14 protein-coding genes are annotated in these 18223 nt (G+C 62.3%); 11 read left to right on the top strand and 3 right to left on the bottom strand.

Going from position 1 to position 18223, the window contains the following annotated elements:
- The first annotated feature begins 20 nt into the window (after positions 1–20).
- The 4 genes from HGI47_RS07485 to HGI47_RS07470 all read left to right on the top strand — a co-directional run bounded on the left by HGI47_RS07485 (position 21) and on the right by HGI47_RS07470 (position 8616).
- Complete coding sequence (locus HGI47_RS07485; protein WP_168852210.1) at positions 21–881, top strand: arginyltransferase; 861 nt, start codon at positions 21–23, stop codon at positions 879–881.
- Complete coding sequence (locus HGI47_RS07480; protein ID WP_240950067.1) at positions 850–3075, top strand: autotransporter assembly complex family protein; 2226 nt, start codon at positions 850–852, stop codon at positions 3073–3075. The genes HGI47_RS07485 and HGI47_RS07480 overlap by 32 nt, the downstream gene beginning before the upstream one ends.
- The gene (locus HGI47_RS07475) at positions 3075–7280 is read left to right on the top strand and encodes a translocation/assembly module TamB (protein WP_168852209.1); all 4206 of its coding nucleotides are present in this window, start codon (positions 3075–3077) and stop codon (positions 7278–7280) included. The genes HGI47_RS07480 and HGI47_RS07475 overlap by 1 nt, the downstream gene beginning before the upstream one ends.
- A gap of 67 nt (positions 7281–7347) precedes the next feature.
- A complete protein-coding gene (locus tag HGI47_RS07470; RefSeq protein WP_168852208.1) occupies positions 7348–8616 on the top strand; it encodes a glycosyltransferase in 1269 nt (422 codons plus the stop codon).
- Here HGI47_RS07470 and HGI47_RS07465 read toward each other — a convergent pair.
- Together HGI47_RS07465 and HGI47_RS07460 are read right to left on the bottom strand one after the other, a co-directional pair.
- A complete protein-coding gene (locus HGI47_RS07465) occupies positions 8597–10021 on the bottom strand; it encodes an aldehyde dehydrogenase family protein (protein WP_168852207.1) in 1425 nt (474 codons plus the stop codon). The two genes, HGI47_RS07470 and HGI47_RS07465, sit on opposite strands and share 20 nt — an antisense overlap.
- A 108-nt stretch (positions 10022–10129) precedes the next feature.
- Positions 10130–10276 carry a lmo0937 family membrane protein gene (locus HGI47_RS07460; protein ID WP_168852206.1) on the bottom strand — a complete coding sequence of 49 codons (147 nt, stop codon included), beginning with the start codon at positions 10274–10276 and terminating at the stop codon, positions 10130–10132.
- 165 nt (positions 10277–10441) lie between these two features.
- Here HGI47_RS07460 and HGI47_RS07455 point away from each other — a divergent pair, with 165 nt between their 5' ends.
- Entirely contained in the window at positions 10442–12742 is a 2301-nt protein-coding gene (locus HGI47_RS07455) for a bifunctional diguanylate cyclase/phosphodiesterase (protein ID WP_168852205.1), read from the top strand.
- A 13-nt stretch (positions 12743–12755) separates the two neighbouring features.
- On the opposite strand, the gene HGI47_RS07450 is transcribed toward HGI47_RS07455, so the two are convergent.
- Positions 12756–13241, bottom strand: coding sequence for a CHAP domain-containing protein (locus tag HGI47_RS07450; protein ID WP_168852357.1), 486 nt, complete (start codon positions 13239–13241; stop codon positions 12756–12758).
- 273 nt (positions 13242–13514) lie between these two features.
- On the opposite strand from HGI47_RS07450, the gene HGI47_RS07445 reads away from it, so the two are divergent.
- From HGI47_RS07445 to HGI47_RS07420, 6 genes are all read left to right on the top strand, one after another.
- On the top strand, positions 13515–14318 hold the full coding sequence (locus HGI47_RS07445) for an SDR family oxidoreductase (RefSeq protein ID WP_168852204.1): 804 nt from the start codon (positions 13515–13517) through the stop codon (positions 14316–14318).
- Positions 14319–14454: 136 nt separating this feature from the next.
- Positions 14455–15030 carry a heme ABC exporter ATP-binding protein CcmA gene (ccmA, locus tag HGI47_RS07440; RefSeq protein WP_168852203.1) on the top strand — a complete coding sequence of 192 codons (576 nt, stop codon included), beginning with the start codon at positions 14455–14457 and terminating at the stop codon, positions 15028–15030.
- A complete protein-coding gene (gene ccmB / locus HGI47_RS07435) occupies positions 15027–15689 on the top strand; it encodes a heme exporter protein CcmB (protein WP_168852202.1) in 663 nt (220 codons plus the stop codon). Before ccmA ends, ccmB begins: the two co-directional genes overlap by 4 nt.
- 67 nt (positions 15690–15756) lie before the next feature.
- On the top strand, positions 15757–16752 hold the full coding sequence (locus HGI47_RS07430) for a cysteine synthase A (protein ID WP_168852201.1): 996 nt from the start codon (positions 15757–15759) through the stop codon (positions 16750–16752).
- Between the two features lie 18 nt (positions 16753–16770).
- Positions 16771–17187 (top strand): hypothetical protein, encoded by a 417-nt coding sequence (locus HGI47_RS07425; protein WP_240950066.1) that lies wholly within the window; start codon positions 16771–16773, stop codon positions 17185–17187.
- 5 nt (positions 17188–17192) lie between these two features.
- Positions 17193–17921: a DUF4350 domain-containing protein gene (locus tag HGI47_RS07420; RefSeq protein ID WP_168852200.1), complete on the top strand. Its 729-nt coding sequence runs from the start codon at positions 17193–17195 to the stop codon at positions 17919–17921.
- The last annotated feature ends 302 nt before the right edge of the window (positions 17922–18223 follow it).

Below are 18223 nucleotides of genomic sequence, written 5' to 3'. Positions count from 1 at the left end.
TGAGGAGCAATCGCAACGCCGTGACCGCGCCCGTCCGCTTTCCCCGCTTCTTCGTGACCAGCCCTTCGCCGTGCCCCTATCTGCCGGGGCGGAACGAAAGGAAGGTGTTCACCGAACTGAAGGGCCAGAACGCTGACGAACTGAACGACGCGCTGAGCCGTATCGGCTTTCGCCGCAGCCAGACGGTGGCCTATCGCCCCAGTTGCATCGATTGCACCGCCTGCGTTTCGGTGCGAGTCGTCTCCGAAGCGTTTAAACCTTCGTCCACGCAGAAGCGCATCTGGAAGCGCAATCGCGATCTGGTGGTGAATGTTTGCAAGCCGTGGTCAACGCCGGAACAATTCGAACTGTTGCAGCGTTACCTCGCCGTGCGCCATCCCGGCGGGGGGATGGCCGCTATGGACGAGATGGATTTCGCGGACATGGTGGAGCACACGCCCGTCAAGAGTTATGTGATTGAATACAGGGAGCCGACCGTAGACGGCTCGCCGGGAAGACTGGTAGGAGCCTGTCTGACCGACGAGCAGGGCGACGGCCTCTCGATGATCTACAGCTTCTACGATCCACAACACGAGACGCGGGCCGGGCTTGGAACTTTTATCATCCTCGACCATATCCAGCGCGCCGCGCGCGTCGGGCTGCCCTATGTCTACCTTGGCTACTGGGTCGAAGGGTCCGAACGGATGCAGTACAAGGTCCGCTTCCGGCCTATGGAGAAACTGGGCCGTGATGGCTGGGAACGGTTCGAACCTGCTGAACAGGCCGTTGCGATTGAACGCGCCGTTGCATCGCTGGACGAACGTGGCGGCGTGGAAAGCAGTGTTGCAGGAAGCCTCAAGGACGGCGTGCATGGCGCGCAAGGGCGCTACGCTCACACCTGAATCGTCGCTTACCCGGATCATTGCTGCCGTTCTGGCGCTGGCACTGCCTACGCAGGCATTTGCCCAATCGATGAATGCGGATCAGGAGCTTGAAGCGCTGATTCCTGATTCGGCGCTGCAAAACTCTGATGCCTGGGCGCTGGATACCGACGCTGCCCGCACCGGTGCACCGACCGAGGCCGAAATCGGTGAAATAGCCACCGATGTGGAAATGCCCGAACTGCCGGGGATAACCATCCCTTGGCCCGATGGCAGCGAAATACCTGAAATAGAACCGCTTTCTCCTGATCCCGATATCGATGTGGCCGAACAGACCACCGATGCTGCGGTTGAGGCACTACCCGGTCAGGAAGCAGCGGAGGCCAATCCGCGTCTGGCCGATGCCGATCTGGAACGGGTGGGCGATCAGGTGGAAGTGGCCTTCCCCCGCGGGGAAGGGGCAATTGCCGATCAGGACGCCATCGTTGAGCGTTTCGCCGGGCTTTCCAGCCTCAAGACCTACAGGGACGATGAGGACAATCTCGCGCAGATCGTGCGCCGCGCGCGCACTGACCGCGATCTTCTTGCCGAGATCATGCGCGTCTATGGCTATTACGATGCCAGCGTGTTCCAGTCGCTCGGCGGGCTTGGCCAGCGCGCCGAAGGTGAGGAACGTGGGCCGATTGACATAAGCAAGGTCGTCGTCCGGTTCGATGTACAACCAGGGCCACAGTACAAGTTCGGCGCGCTGGCCTTTGGCGATCTTCAAGCGACGGGCAAGGATTTTGCGGCCCTACGCGGGGCGTTCAAGCTGAACAGCGGCGATGCGATCAATTCCGACCGGATCGTGGCAGAGCGCGTGAACCTGCAGTCTGCGCTGGGTGAAACCGGCTATGCCTTTGCCAAGGTGGGTGAACCCGACCTGGTGATCGATCACGAACGCCGCGAAGGCGATCTGACTGTGCCTGTCACGCCCGGAGGCGTCTATGCTTTCGGCAAGGTCAATTCCTCGCGCGACGATTTCCTCAGCGGCAAGCATTTGCAGCGCATAGCACGCTTCGATCCGGGCGACCTTTATCAGCGTTCAGACGTGGACGACTTGCGGCAGGCGATCCTTGCGACGGGTCTGGTATCATCCGTCACGGTCGAGGCGCGCGAGGTGGCCAAGCCTGCGAACGGCGCGCCGGGCACAGTCGATGTGGACGTGGCGCTTACGCCGGGGCCGTTGCGGACGATCGCAGGGCTGGTCGGCTATTCCAGCGGCGAAGGTTTCCGTCTGGAAGCAAGCTGGGAACACCGCAACTTCTTCCCGCCCGAAGGCATGGTGCGCGTGCGCGGCGTGGCGGGCACTCAGGAGCAGCTTGCGGGGATCACCTTCCGCCGCAACAATTTCCTCACCCGCGATTTGGTGCTCAACGCCGATCTTTATGCGCGCAAGCAGGTCAGCAGCGCGTTTCAGGCGCGAACGGTTTCCTTTACCGCCGGGCTGGAGCGGCAGCAGACGTTGTTGTTCCAGAAGCCTTGGGTGTTCGCAGCGGGTATCGAGATTCTCGCCACCGGAGAACGCGATGCGGCGGCGATCCTCGCTAATCAACCACGCAAAACCTATTTTATCGGCGCCTTGCCGATGCGTGTTGCATATGACGGCAGCGACGATCTGCTCGATCCAAAGCGCGGCTTCCGGGTTGGGCTGCGAGCATCGCCGGAAATCTCCGTACAGGATGGCACCAAGTCGAGCTATGGCAAGATGCAGTTTGACGCCAGCTACTACCAGCCAGTGGGCGAAAAGCTGGTCGTGGCATCGCGCGTACGGCTTGGCACTATCCTTGGCACCGACATTACCAATATCGCGCCGTCACGGCGGTTCTATGCCGGTGGCGGCGGGTCGGTGCGCGGCTATGGCTACCAGTTGATCGGCCCGCGCGACACGGCGGGGGAACCCAGCGGAGGTCGTGCATTGAGCGAGTTTTCGCTGGAAGCCCGCGTCAAGACCGGGCTTTTGGGTGGCGCGGTCAGCCTTGTGCCCTTCGTTGATGCGGGCGCGGTCGATACGACAAGCACGCCCCGCCTGCGCGATATCAAGGTGGGTGCGGGCATTGGCCTGCGCTATGAAACGAACTTCGGCCCGATCCGCATCGATCTGGGCACGCCGCTCAACCCCTCGCCGGGGGACAGCCGTATCGGTGTCTACGTGGCGCTGGGGCAAGCGTTCTGATGGCCGACGAACTGCCGCCCGCTGCGGAAACCGCACCGGCCCGCTCGCGCGGGGCGGTGATCGTGCGCGGGCTGGCAAAGCGCATCGTTATTCTCGCTGTGGCGGGCGTGGCGCTGGTGCTGGCGGCGCTAGTGGTTCTGGATTCCTCGCTTGGCCACCGTCTGGTTGCAGATCGTATCGCCGCCATAACGCCGGGTTCCGGCCTGCGCATCGAGATCGGGCGCATCGATGGATCGATCTATGGCGCGGCCAAATTGCGCGATATCAGGGTGAGCGATCCTGAGGGCATCTTCATGACGGTGCCCGAAGCGGAACTGGATTGGCGACCGCTTTCTTGGCTCAAGACCGGGCTGGACGTGCGGCTGCTGTCGCTACATCGCGGCGTGCTGCGCCGTGCGCCGCGCCTGCGCCCCAGCGAAGATCCCAACGCTCCGATCCTGCCGGATTTCGACATCCGCGTGGACAAACTGGTTATCGACAACCTGACCGTATCCGAAGCGATGGCAGGTCAGAAGCGCAGGGTGGACGTTCTGGCCAAGGCCGATATTCGTGGGGGCCACGCCATTGTCGATGTGAACGGCGTGTTCGGCGGCAAGGACAAGATTGTGTTCCGGCTCGACAGTGAGCCTGACCGCAACAAGTTCGATCTGCGGCTGGTCTACGATGCGCCCAAGGATGGCGTGATTGCTGCGATGGCGGGCGTAAAGTCCGATATCAAGGCGCGTGTGTTCGGCAGCGGCGGGTGGCAGCAGTGGGACGGTATTGCCTATGCCACCCAAGACGGGCGCAGGCTGGCGGCGTTTCAGCTTGGCAACCGATCAGGCACCTATCGCCTTGCCGGGCAGGCATGGCCGGGTGCGCTGCTGACCGGCACGCCGGGGCAGGCGGTGGGTGAAACACTCTCACTACTTTTTGACGGCGCTTTTGCCGGCAATGCCTTCAACGGAACCTTCCGCACCGCAGGCGCGGCGTTCAAAGCCTCTGCCACAGGTGGACTGGACCTTGCGAACAACCGGGCCGATGCCCTGCGCATCATGGCGACGCTGCCACAGCCGCAGCGCTTGCTGGCGACGCCTGAACTGGCAGACGTCAACATTGACGCCACGCTGGATGGTGCGTTCGATGATCTGACGATTGAACACAAAGTGGCCGTGGCGCGGATGAAGCTCGGCACGCTGGACGCGCAAGGGTTGCAAAGTGCCGGAACCGCCACTTGGGATGGCAAGTGCTTTATCCTGCCGCTGGCGGTAACAGCGCGGCGCGTAGTGACAGGTAATGCGATGATCGACCCGCGCTTTCCCGGCGCGCGCATCGGCGGCGATCTGGTGTTCGAGGGCAGCCGCCTTACGTCGGACGATCTCTCACTGACGATGAAGGGTCTTGGCGCACGGCTTTCGCTGCGGGGCGATATGGCGCGGGGCGGTTATGCGCTGGCAGGTCCGGTGGTGGCGCGCGGCTTCGCGGTCGAAAACCTCGGCGCGGTGGATGGCACGGCCAAGATCCTGTTCAAGATCGGCAATGGCGTGCCGTGGACCTTGCAGGCGAACCTTGCGGGGCGGATGTCGCGGATCGACAATGCCACGCTGCAAACGCTGACCGGCGGCGGTGTGCGCTTTGCCGGGGGGCTTGCACTGGGTGAGCGTGTGCCGGTGACTTTCCGCAAGGCCACGATCAATTCGGCCAAGCTGCAGATGGCGCTGGATGGTCGCGTTCAACCGGGTGGTGCTGCTTCGTTGAAGGGTAGCGGCAGACATACCGAATATGGTGCCTTCACGGTTGAAGCGGCGATGACGGCCGAGGGGCCGAATGCCGTTCTGGTGCTGGCCAGTCCGCTCCCCGCTGCAGGGTTGAAGGACGTGCGCGTTGCGCTTGCCCCCATTGCCGATGGTTTCCGCATTGAGACTGAAGGCCAGTCCGCACTTGGCCCGTTCAACGGCACCTTCGGCCTGTTCATGCCGCCAAAACAGCCGACGCGCGTGGATATCGAACGTTTCCGCGTTTGGCAGACCGATGTGACCGGCGGCGTTACGCTGGGTGACGATGGCGTTTCGGGCCAGATCGCGCTGGCGGGGGGCGGGTTGAATGGCACGGTCCAGCTTGCCCCACGCGATGGCGGGCAGGGCTTTGATGCTGATGTGACCGCACGTAATGCTAAGTTCGGTGGCGCACAGCCTTTGTCCATCGGCAATGCGCGGATCGATGCCAGCGGGCTGATCAAGGATGGCCATTCGACCGTCGAAGGCAATCTGCTGGCCGAAGGTATCGGCATGGGCAAAGTCTTCATCGGTCGGCTGGCGGCGGCGGCATATGTGGAGGACGGCAGTGGTTCGGTTACCGCGTCGGTCGCCGGGCGCAGAGGCACGCGCTTTGACCTGCAAGGCACGGCGGCATTCTCACCCGATCAGGTCATCGCCTATGTCTCTGGCGAATATGCTGGGCGGCAAGTTTCGATGCCTCGCCGTGCGGTAATGACGCGCGAAGGCGAAGGCGAAAATCGCGGCTGGCGGCTTGCGCCCACGCAGATCACGTTCGGCCGGGGCATCGTGATTGCCGAAGGGCGGATGATGGGCGGGCCAACGCAGTTGCGGCTGCAACTGGCGCGGATGCCTCTATCGGTGATCGATATCGTGGTGGCCGATCTTGGCCTTGGCGGCACGGCTTCGGGCATCGTCGAATACAGCAACGATGGGCAGGGCGCGCCTTCGGGCAACGCGGCGCTGATGGTGCGCGGGCTTTCGCGCTCTGGCCTAGTGCTCACATCGCGGCCTGTGGACGTGGCGTTGCTGGCGCGGCTTGATCCCGATGCCATGCAGATGCGCACGGTTTTTCGTGAAGGTGGCACGGTGCGCGGACGCTTGCAGGCGCGCATCGGTGGGTTGCCGCGCGGCGGTACATTCATGGAGCGTCTGGAAGCAGGGCAACTCGCCGGGCAGTTGCGTTATTCCGGTGCGGCAGAGGCGCTGTGGCGTCTTTCCGGTGTTGAGATATTCGATCTTACCGGCCCGGTCGGCGTAAAGGCCGATATCACCGGCACCATAGCGGCACCGGTGTTGCGCGGTGCTGTTTCGTCCACCGGCCTCAGGGTGCAAAGCACGCTGACCGGCACGGATATTCGCGATGTGGCGATGGCCGGGACTTTCAACGATTCCTCGCTCCAGCTTGCGCGGTTCAGCGGCGTTACGCCCAATGGCGGCCGCGTTTCCGGCAGCGGCACCATCGGGCTGGCCGAGCTTTCCGAGCATGGCCCGACCATCGATCTGAAACTATCGGCGCAGAACGCGCAGATGATCAGCCGTGACGATATGGGTGCTACCATCACCGGGCCACTGCGTATCGTCAGCAATGGAGTGGGCGGGACCATAGCCGGGCGCGTGCGGATCGAACGGGCGCGTTGGGCGCTGGGGCAGGCCGCGGCGGTTACTGAACTGCCAACGATTGCCACGCGCGAGATCAATGCCCCTGCCGATGCCGCGCCACCTCGTGCTGCAGCAGCGCCGTGGCGTTTCATGATCGATGCGGCGGGCATGAACCGCATCGATGTGCGCGGGCTGGGGCTGGACAGCGAATGGGGTGCCGACATCCGCCTGCGCGGCACTACCGCTGCGCCGCAGATATTCGGGACGGCAGACCTGGTGCGCGGCGGTTATGAATTTGCGGGCAAGCGCTTCGAGCTCACGCGTGGGCGCATCCGCTTTGCCGGTGAAGTGCCAGTCGATCCGCAGCTTGATATCGTGGCGGAAGGCGATGCCAACAATATCAATGCCAAGATATCGATCACCGGCACCGGGAACAAGCCGGTCATTGCGTTCTCTTCCACCCCGGCCTTGCCTGAAGAAGAACTGCTCAGCCGCATCCTGTTTGGCAGTTCGATCACGCAGATTTCCGCGCCGGAAGCGGTGCAGCTTGCCTCGGCGCTGGCCAGCCTGCGCGGTGGCGGCGGGCTTGATCCGATCAACAAGCTGAGGGCGGCCATCGGGCTGGACCGGCTGCGGATCGTCGGCGCAGACCCAACCGTGGGATCGGGCACCAGCATCGCCGTGGGCAAATACCTTGGACGGCGGGTGTTCGTCGAACTGATTACCGATGGCGCTGGCTATAACGCCACATCGGTGGAATTCAGGATCACGCGCTGGCTGGCTCTGTTGGGAACGGTATCGACCATCGGGGACGAAAGCCTCAACCTGCGCGTCAGCAAGGATTATTGAGCGGCGGCTGTCACGCAGGCTTAACCTCGTCCTGAAACTGACACGATGGCATGGCCTGTCGGCGGGTATGACAAAGCCCGCTGCGCCCATGCTGATCTGTGATCTCACCCAAAGCTACGCCCCGCACGGCGGCGGTGGGATTGGCAGATATCTGCGCGAAAAACGCCGATATGTGATCCATGAAACGCCGCACCGCCTGCTTCAGATCGTGCCGGGGCCAGAGGATCGTATCGTAGAGGACGGGCGGCATATCTGGGTTGAGGTGGGGGCCGAACAGGTTCGCGGCAGCCCAAACTATCGGTTCATCATGCGCACCCGGATCGTGCGCGATGTATTGAAGCGCTTCCTGCCCGATCTGATCGAATCTCAGTGCCCGTGGGTTCTGCCCTGGACCGCAATCAACCATCGCCGCGCCTTTCCGCACACGGCGCTGGTGGCCGGGTATCATACCGATTTTCCCAATGCGCATGTCCACCGCGTTGGCTCTGAACTTTTCGGGGAGTTCGTCGGGCGCGGGCTGCGGAGACTGGCGACGGGCTATGCCGAAGTGACGTATCGCGAATTTGATCGGGTCTATACGCTCAGCGCGATGATGGCCGATGTCTTGCGCGGATATCGCGTGGATCATGTCGATGTGCTGGCGCTGGGCGTCGATACCGCGCTGTTCCATCCCGAACGGCGGGATGCGGCGTTCCGCCAGGAACTGGGACTGACAGCGCGGGGTCCATTGCTGGTCTACGCAGGACGTATCGACAACGAAAAGCGTGCCGACCGCGTGCTCACCATGTTCCGCCAGCTTCCGCGTGATCTTGATGCGGCGCTGGTGATGATCGGGGACGGCAAGCTGCGCGATGCCCTTATGGCAGAAGCGAAGGGGCTGCAGGTCGCCTTTCCGGGCTTTATGGCCGACCGGCAGGAACTGGCGCGCGCGCTGGCATCGGCCGACATCTATGTCTCGGCAATGGCTGATGAGACGTTCGGCATATCGATCGTCGAGGCGCAGGCGAGCGGGTTGCCGGTGGTCGGTGTCGCATTGGGTGCCATGCGCGAGCGGGTCGTACCGGGCACCGGGGTGCTGGTCGAGGTTGACGATACCGTGGCAATGGCGACAGCGGTTGCGCAGATATGGCAAGGACCGCGTGCAACGATGGCTGAGGCGGCGCGCGATCATGTGGCAGGACGTTTTGAATGGAGGCAGACGTTTGAGCGTCTGCTGGGCGAAGTCTACCCGCGCGCGCTGGCGACCGCGCGGGCGCGCAACGAAAAGGGCCGCTCCGGCATGGGAGCGGCCCTATCCTTGTTTCCACGCGGCGGTTTTAGGCAGGTAGGCCGCTGATAGCCTTCATCTCCATGAAGTCCTTCAGGCCATATAGCCCGCCTTCACGGCCATTGCCCGATTGCTTGTATCCGCCGAACGGTGCGCCCGGCGTCGGTCCCCAGTTGTTGATTGCCACCATGCCCGCGCGTAGTGCCGGAGCCACTTCTGCAGCCTTTGCCGGATCGCCGGTGATGCAGGCGGAAAGGCCATAGGCGGTGTCGTTGGCGATCTCGATGGCCTGATCGAGGCTGTCATAGGCCATGATCGTGGCGACCGGCCCGAAAATTTCCTCCTGCGCGATGCGCATGTCCGGCGTTACGCCTGAAAACACGGTGGGCTTGATGTAGTAGCCGCGGTTGACGTTGGATGGCAGGTCCGGCCCACCGGTTTCGAGCTTTGCGCCTTCATCGATAGCGGACTGAATCAGGCCGCGAATTTTCTCAAACTGGGCCTTGTTCACCACGGGGCCAAGATGCTGGCCTTCCTGCAAGGGATCGCCCACCGGTGTTGCCGAATACATGGCAGATACGAAAGCGGCGGCTTCGGCCTCCCGCTCCTTGGGCACCAGAATGCGCGTGGGTGAGATGCACGACTGGCCAGTGTTGACCAGCGGGCCTGACGCGGTGGACGGCAGATATTTGGCGAAGTCGGCATCCGGCAGCACCACGTTGGGTGATTTTCCGCCCAGTTCCTGATGCACGCGCTTGACGGTGTCCGCCGCAGCTTTGGCCACAAGGATGCCTGCGCGGGTTGATCCGGTGAAGCTGACCATATCGACGTCGGGGTGCGAACTGATCGCGGTGCCAACGCCCGGCCCATCGCCCTGGACAAGGTTGAAAACGCCCGGCGGGACGCCCGCCGCATCAAGGATTTCGGCAAAGATCGCGGCGTTTGTCGGGCATTCCTCTGATGGTTTGAGGATCATCGTATTGCCTCCGGCCAGTGCTGGGGCAACTTTCAGCGCGATCTGGTTCAACGGCCAGTTCCACGGCGTGATCATGCCAACCACGCCAATCGGCTCGTAAGCCACGGTGTAGGAACCGTTGTTTTCCGTAAAGTCAAAGTTCTTGAGCGCGGCCATCGTGCCAAGGAAGCCGCCGATGCCGGCGCCAACCTGTGCGGTTCCGGCAAAGCTCACCGGCGCGCCCATTTCTTCGGCCATTGCCACGGCAAGATCAGGTGCGCGCTTTTTGTATTCGGCCACGATCCGGTCCAGCAAGGCCAGACGCTCTTCGCGCGATGTTTTGCTGAATGTCTTGAAAGCGCGCTGGGCGGCGGCAACCGCTTTATCAACATCGGCCTGCGTACCTAGCGCTATCGCGCAAACGGCTTCTTCTGTGGCCGGGTTGATCACCTCGTGGCGCTTGCCACCTTCGCTATCGACCCATTTGCCATCGATATAGTGCTGCAATCGTTCACGCATGTCTGATCTCCCAAGGTCGCCAGCGACGCTATCTAAACAGAAAGCTAGGCACGTGCGTTGCAGACTGCAACCCACATGGCTTGCCAGATTCCCTCAGGCCATATTCCGTCAGACCCTGCGACCCCGGAACAGCTGAACCAGTCCCACAACTAGCGCAGCGATCAGCACCAGATGGATCACGCCCGCGGTTACCTTGAAGGCAAAGACGCCAAGCGCCCAGAGGACGAAGAGAATGAGCGCGATGGTCAACAGCATTTCGGATCTCCGCAAATTCCAGCATCCCGTCGTGCGATCAATCCGCGAAGCTGAGGACGGTTCCGACGCTGGAGTCAGAGATGAAGCAAGCCTTTCGATGAAAGAGATTGCGGCGCGTAGTCTTTGATAACCATTTCTTTGCAACCGCTTGGTAACCCAAGAATTATGGGGAAGGGACCCGTTGCCAGCGCCGGGAAACGGCACGATACCGGCGCAGCCAATGTCGGCTGGATTGTCGTGGCGACTTTTCTTGCCCTGTTGGCCCTTACCGCTGCACTGGTCGCTGCTTTCCGCAACTCGACCGATATCGCTGATCGGTTCGCCCGCGCCGAGGAGCGTCGATTGGCGCATCGGTTCGTGGAACGCAGCGAAAGGCAGATCCTCGAAGCGGCCAAATTGCAGCTCGTGTGGGACGATGCCGTCGTCCGGCTCAATGCGCCCGGCGCTGAAAGTTGGGCGCGCAACTTCATTGCAGGCTATTTCTGGGGCAGCCATCGCATCGATCGCATCTACCATGTGCGCTATGCGGGCAACCTTGTGCGGTGCTGGCAAGGGCCAAAGCTTACTGGCGATTGTCGCTATGATCAGATCGAGCGCACTGTCCGCGATCTCATCACCACATCAATGCGCACGACCTCGCCGGGTGGCAAAGTCAAGGAATGGCGCAAGCATGGCGAGGTGATGTGGCCCTATGATTCAAAGGGTTTGCCGATATCGCAGGGCGCTTCTGCGCTCATAAGCTTTGGTGGGCAGCCTACCATTATCGCTGTCGCGCCCGTCCTGCCCGACGTTACGCCATCGCTTTTGAAGGGCGCACCCGATTACCTCGTCGTAGTTCGCTTTCTCGACCAGCATATTCTGGCTGACTTGCAATCGTCGCTACTGCTTGATGATGTGCGCTTCGGCCACGTTCCTGATACTGCATCCGCGCGCAACGATCTTGCGCTCACCGACATGCGCGGCGGCACGGTGGGCTGGCTGTCATGGCGTTCCAAGCCACCGGGGCCAGCCATCCTGCGCCAGACAGCGCCTTTGCTGGCGATCTATATCCTGTTCTTCGTCGGCGTGGTTGCGGGCGGGGCGATCATCGTGCGCCGAATGCGCCGGACCACTAGCGAACTGATGGCGAGCGAAGCGCAGGCACAGCACAACGCGATGCATGATGCCATGTCGGGCCTGCCCAACCGGGCGCACTTCATGCAGCGGTTGCGGCAGGAACTGGCAACATGCGTTGCCCGTCGCGAGCTTGGCGACGTCTTTGTCGCTTATGTCGATATTGATCGGTTCAAGGTGGTCAATGACACGCTTGGCCATCATGTGGGCGACGAACTGGTGCGGCAGGTCGCGCTTCGCTTGCGTCGGTCGCTACCGGCGGGCGATTTCCTTTCGCGTTTCGGGGGCGATGAATTTGTGCTGATGCGCCGCAGCACTGGCGGACGCGCCTCGGCCGACATGCTCGGCCGTCAGATCATGGCCATCGCTCGCGAACCGTTTGTCATCTCCGGCCACAGCCTTGAAGTCAGCCTTTCGTGCGGGATCAGTTGGGGGCCTGAACAGAGCGAAGATCCTGGAGAACTGCTGCGCCGTGCAGACATCGCGCTCTATCGCGCCAAGCAGCGCGGCCGTGCGCGCTATCGCCGCTTCACGCGCGATATGGACGCATCGGTCAAACTGCGCCGCGAAATGGAGATGGAACTGCGCCGCGCCATCGCCCGTGACGAACTGACGCTTGCCTATCAGCCCATCGTCAATGCGGCGGACGGTGCGATCGAAGGCTTCGAAGCGTTGTTGCGCTGGCCCCATCCAGAACGCGGACCCATCCGTCCGGGTCTGTTTGTGCCCGTGGCAGAGCAGGCAGGCCTTATGATTCCGCTCGGCGAATGGGTGCTGCGCCGCGTCTTTACCGAATGCCAAGATTGGCAGGGCTGCGACGTCTCGGTCAACCTTTCGCCGCTGCAGATCATGGCCAGCAATTTCCTGCAGATGATCGACGATCTGCTGCGTGAAACCGGGGCCGATCCGCGACACTACGTTCTTGAAGTGACTGAAGGCGTCATGCTGGATCGCAGCGAGCATGTTGTCGAAGTGCTCAAAGGCCTGAAATACCGTGGCTTCCGCATCGCGCTGGACGATTTCGGTATCGGCTATTCCTCACTGAGCTATCTGCGCTCGTTCCAGTTTGATCGGATCAAGATTGACCGGTCGTTCGTGCAGAACATCGAAGCGGATCTCGATGCGCACTCGATTCTGCGCGCAATCGTTTCGCTGGGGCATACGCTGCGAATGAAGGTCGTGGCTGAAGGCGTTGAAACGCCGATGCAGCGGGCGCTGGTTCAAGCTGCAGGATGCCAGATGATTCAGGGCCATCTGTTCTGGCAGGCCATGCCCGCATCGGAAGCGCGGAGCCTGCTGAAACCCGACGTGAATGCGCAAGCCAGCGGCATAAGCCGCGTAGCGAACGGCTGACCGCAGGCCCTTTTTACCCCTTGGCGGGTGTAAGGGCTTCGACCTTTGCGGTCATCGTGTTGGGATAGATGAAGCCTTTTGCCGGGCTGGCGCGCAGGCCGACCGACTTGGTAGGGGCGTACCAGACGCGGACTTCGCTCCAATCACCGGCAGCCGAAACGTCTACGGCCACAACGCCGCGTTCCACCATGCCGGGGCGCGACCAGTTGGCGTGATCGATCAGGATGTGACGATCATCGACGATCTTGCGGACGACGGCCACGTGGCCATAAGGCATTGCGCGCGTGCCGCTAAATGCCAGAACCGCACCCGGCTTCGGCTCTTCACCGCGCTGGTAACGTCCTTCGGCATTGCCCCACCAGTCACGCGCATTGCCGCTGATCCGCACGTCGGAAACCTGACGGGCATAAGTTACGCACTGCAGCCGGGCATGAGCTGCAGAGGGCAGCGCGGCGAAGGAAACCAGTGCGATGAGAGCGGCGACCACGTTCTTTAGCATGTGCAGCATGACTAGAGATTTCGGCGGATTCGGGGAGTCCCGTCCGACTCCGTTCATCCTGTCGCAATCTCCGTTCACCTCGGTTCGTCGCAAACTGTGGAAAAAATCGCGATGCTGTGTGTTGTCCGTCATAGACGGCGCCGTGGATCGCAGAGTTTCGCATGTCGGGCAATTCCGGGCGTTGCACGGCAGCGCGCAGGGCACAAGTCGCTATGCACTTCGCACGGAATCTGCAATCTCTTCTGCTGACAATGATGTGAGCAGGAGGTGCCAGTGGCTGGGAAAACGATCTTCATCACCGGCGGCGCATCGGGAATCGGGCGCGCGGTGGCACAGCGCTTTGCACAGGGCGGCTGGTTCGTGGGGCTGGCCGATGTGAACGAAGCGGGCATGGCGGAAACCGCCGCGTTGTTGCCCATCGGGCAAAGTTCCTGCCACAGGCTCGATGTGCGCGAACGCGCAGCATGGGATCAGGCCCTGGCCGATTGCGCCAAGGCTTCTGGCGGGCGGATCGACGTTGTGTTCAACAACGCGGGCATTCCGATTGGCGGCGCGATTGTCGATCTGACACCTGAGGAAATCGAACGCACGCTCGACATAAACCTGAAGGGCGTGATCTTTGGTGCGCAGGCGGCGCATCCGTGGCTGAAGGGCAGCGCGCCGGGATCGTGCCTGCTCAACACCGCCAGCGCGGCAGGGATATACGGATCGCCCGGAGCATCGGTCTATTCTGCCACCAAGTTCGGCGTGCGCGCCATTACAGAATCGCTTGATGGCGAATGGGCCGAGGACGGAATCGCGGTGCGCGATCTGATGCCCAGCTTCATCGAAACCCCGCTGCTAGATCATGCGCCAAACAGGGCCAGCAACGAAGATATCCGCACCCGCGTGCTTGGCGCGGGGCTGGAACTCACGCCGGTAAGCGATGTGGCCGAGGCCGCATGGGCGGCAGTGCATGGGGATCGGTTGCACACGGTAGTGGGCAAGACCGCGCGCAAGCTGGCTTTTGCTGCGCGATGGATGCCGGGTGCGTTGCGCAAGCAGATGCGGGGGTCGGCAAAGCCAATGGGCAAATAGCGGCTATAGAAGTTCCTCCATCGCTCGCCAACGCTCCGCCGGAGGATTTCTGGATCAGGCTCTCAGGCGGTTATCGCCATTCCTTGTCCCTTGGCATCCTTGGCAGGCCCTGCGCTTTCCCCTATCGGGTTGCCCCATGCAAGAGTGCGGTCTCGTCGCCACGGATGTTGCCTGCAGGCGCGGGGACCGGATTTTGTTCCGGGGTCTGTCGCTGGGGCTGGGACGTGGCGGCATCGTGCATCTGGCGGGGCCGAACGGGATCGGCAAATCCAGCCTCATCCGCATTCTGGCGGGCCTGCTGCGCCCCTATGCCGGAACAGTGGAGCGCACTGGCGCAGTGGCGCTGGCCGATGAGCGACTGGCGCTTGACGGTCATGAACCACTCGGAAAGGCGCTTGCATTCTGGCACCGGATCGACCGGGTAGAACGCGAAACGGCTGATTTCGGACTTGCCGATCTGCTCGACGTGCCGGTGCGTTACCTTTCGACCGGCCAGCGCAAACGCGCAGCTCTGGCGCGCGTGGCGGCCAGTGCCGCGCCGATCTGGCTGCTGGATGAGCCACTGAACGGGCTTGACGCCTATTGGTCCTGCAAGGCGCAGGCGGCTATTCACGCGCACTGCCGCGATGGCGGCGCGGTGGTCATCGCTTCGCACCAGCCTTTGTCGCTCGATGGTGTGAGCGTGATCGAACTGCTGGATTTTCAGGTATGATGCGGCGTCTTTGGCCGATTTTTACCCGCGATCTCGCACTGCTCACGCGGGGCGCGCAAGGGCGGGGTGGGGCGGTGTTGCCGCTGCTGTTCTTCCTTGCCGTGGCAATGCTGTTTCCGTTTGCCGTGGGGCCTGATGCGCGCTTGTTGGCGCGAACCGGGGCAGGCGTGATCTGGGTGGCGGCGTTGCTTGCCGCGATCCTGCCGTTGGACCGGCTGGTCGAACCCGATGTGGAAGCGGGGCTGTTCGACCAGTGGGCCTTGCGCGGAATTTCGGAAGAGGCGCTGCTGATGGTGCGCATCGTTGCCCATTGGTTGAGCTTTGGTGTGCCGTTGATGCTGGCTGCGCCGATTTCGGCAGGACTGCTCTCGCTTAATGCGCAGCAGTTGTGGACGGTTGAGGTAGGGCTGTTGCTCGGCACGCCAGGGCTGGCGGCGATAGGCGTTACTATTGCGGCCCTGACAGCGGGAATGCGCGCAGGCGCGGCACTTGGCGGATTACTGGCTATCCCGCTGGCGGTGCCGCTGCTGATATTCGGTGCGGGATCGTTGCAGCCTGGCGGGGAAGGTGGGCTGGCCTTGCTGGCAGCGTGCAGCCTTGTGGCGCTGGCGGTGGCACCCTTCGCAGGTGGTGCCGCCATCCGGGCTGGGCGCGAGTAATCGGGCTTTTTGCCGGGCAAGCGCAAATTCGTTGGCAATTGCTGAAACTGCCCCTACCTCCGGCTCCATGATGGCTCCAGCGATTGCACCCGATACTATTTCCCTCATCGGCAACACGCCGCTCGTCCTGTTGAAAGGGCCGAGCGAGGCTGCAGGCGCCGAAATCTATGGCAAGTGCGAATTTGCCAATCCCGGCGCTTCGGTGAAAGACCGGGCCGCGCTGTGGATCGTGCGCGATGCCGAGGAACGCGGGGTATTGCAGCCCGGTGGCACCATTGTTGAAGGCACGGCGGGCAACACCGGCATCGGCCTTGCGCTGATGGCCAATGCGCGCGGATACAAGTCGGTCATCGTGATGCCCGAAACGCAATCGCGCGAAAAGATGGACACCCTGCGCGCGCTGAGGGCAGAACTCGTGCTGGTGCCTGCTGCGCCGTTTTCGAACCCAGGCCACTTCGTCCACACCTCGCGCCGTATTGCCGAGGAGACCGAAGGCGCGGTCTGGGCCAATCAGTTCGACAATATCGCCAACCGTCGCGCCCATATCGAAAGCACCGCGCCCGAAATCTGGGAGCAGATGGAGCACCGCATCGACGGGTTTACCTGCGCTGCCGGCACCGGTGGCACCATCGCGGGCGTGGGCCTTGGCCTCAAGGCTTTTGATGAGAACATCACCATCGCGCTGACCGATCCGCACGGGGCCGCGCTCTACAACTACTACGCCAATGGCGAACTGAAGGCCGAAGGCTCTTCGGTGGCCGAAGGCATCGGGCAAGGGCGGATTACTGCCAACCTCGATGGCGCGCCGATCGACACGCAGTTCCGCATCTCTGACGAGGAAGGCCTGTACTGGGTTGAGCGTCTGCTCGCTGATGAAGGGCTGTGCCTTGGCCTGTCGAGCGGCATCAACGTGGCAGGGGCTGTGGCGCTGGCAAAGCGCCTTGGGCCAGGCAGCCGCGTGGTCACCATCCTGTGCGATACCGGCTTTCGTTACCTGTCTTCGCTCTACAATGCCGAATGGTTGAGGGTGAAGGGACTGCCGGTGTTCCCTTGGCTGGAGTAATGCGCTAAAAGGCTCGTTATGGCGCTTTTTGGCTCCCGATCGGCAAGCAAGGCTCCCGCCAATATCGTGGCGGAGCAGGTGGCTGCCGAACATGCTGCGACAGTCAGTATGCTGGCCTATGTTCCGCCCGGGCGGCGTGAACTGCGGGCGCAGGCGGTGCATCGATTGCAGGTGGGCATGTTCGGTCTGGCCGGGATGCTGTTGCTGGTCAGCCTTGCCAACGTCATCATGGACCGTGCCAAGTTCATCGATGCCAGCGCGGTGAATACCGGCGCGCCGGTGATCGAGGCGAGCGAGACTTCGGCAAAAGACCCGCTTGCTGATATGGGTGTTGCCCCGCAACTTCCCGTGACGACCGGCGAAAAGCCAACTGTGGCGATATCCCCCGCGCCGCCACCCACGCCTGCGCCCACGGTTCGCGCGCCGCAGCCTTGATGCGCTTGGCTCGCCGGAAGGCGTTGTGGTGTGTTCTGGCCGTCGTTGCTGTGCTGGTTGCGATTGTATCGTGGCGGGCGAGTTCACCCTTCGCGCAGCCTGATCGGCGTATCGGGTTATTTACCAGTCTGCCGATCCTGTGGAATGAAGCGGCGGCTCTTGATGAACTTCTTGATGCCAAAGACCAGCCGCATTGGGCGCGGGCCGTGCTGGAAGATCGCGGCACGGTGGTCCCGCTTGATACGCTTCTCGACCTTGCTCACATTGATGTGCTGATGGTGGCCCAGCCGCGCCCGTTGGCACCGGACGAAAACGTTGCGCTGGACGCATGGTTGCGCGGTGGCGGCAGGCTGCTGCTCTTTGCTGATCCGATGCTTACCGAAGAAAGCGCGTTTCCGCTGGGTGACCGTCGCAGACCGCAGGATGTGGTGCTGATCTCACCGATACTCGCGCGATGGGGGCTGCAACTGCGCTTTGATGATGCGCAGCCTTCTGGTGAGCGGGAAAGTGCGGGCGAGCATGTCCCGGTCAACCTTTCGGGCGAATTCGGCCTTGTTGCTGGCGGGCACGATGCAGCCTGTCTGATCGGCCAGAATGGCCTGATCGCGCGGTGTCAGGTGGGGAAAGGGCGGGCTGTCCTGGTTGCCGACGCCGCGCTGCTGGAGCGCGCAGCCAACGGTGGCGCCCGGATTTCAGCGCTTCGTCGCCTGTTTGACGAAGCTGCGGCCGATTGATCTGGCGCGCTTGCGGGAAACTGCGGGCAGAATGGCAGCCATACACATGCTTCCAATCCAAGACATCGCGATTCCAAGGCTTTTGCGTGCCACTATTTGCGGCAGACTATGGTTACTGATCCGATAAGGAATAGAAAAAATGCTACGGAATCATAACTAGTCCGCAAAATCCCGCATTTTCCCCTTTTCGCCCGCACACTCCCGCGTTAGTAATATGGCTCATCGGGACGAACTCCAGTCGCATCCACGGGGGATGAGTCGGCTTTGCGTGAAAGCGCGGGGCCGAGAAGAGGAGTTTTGCG

The organism is Novosphingobium sp. ERN07 (assembly GCF_012641335.1).
GTDB lineage: Bacteria > Pseudomonadota > Alphaproteobacteria > Sphingomonadales > Sphingomonadaceae > Novosphingobium.
This window is presented reverse-complemented; position numbering and strand designations above follow the sequence as displayed.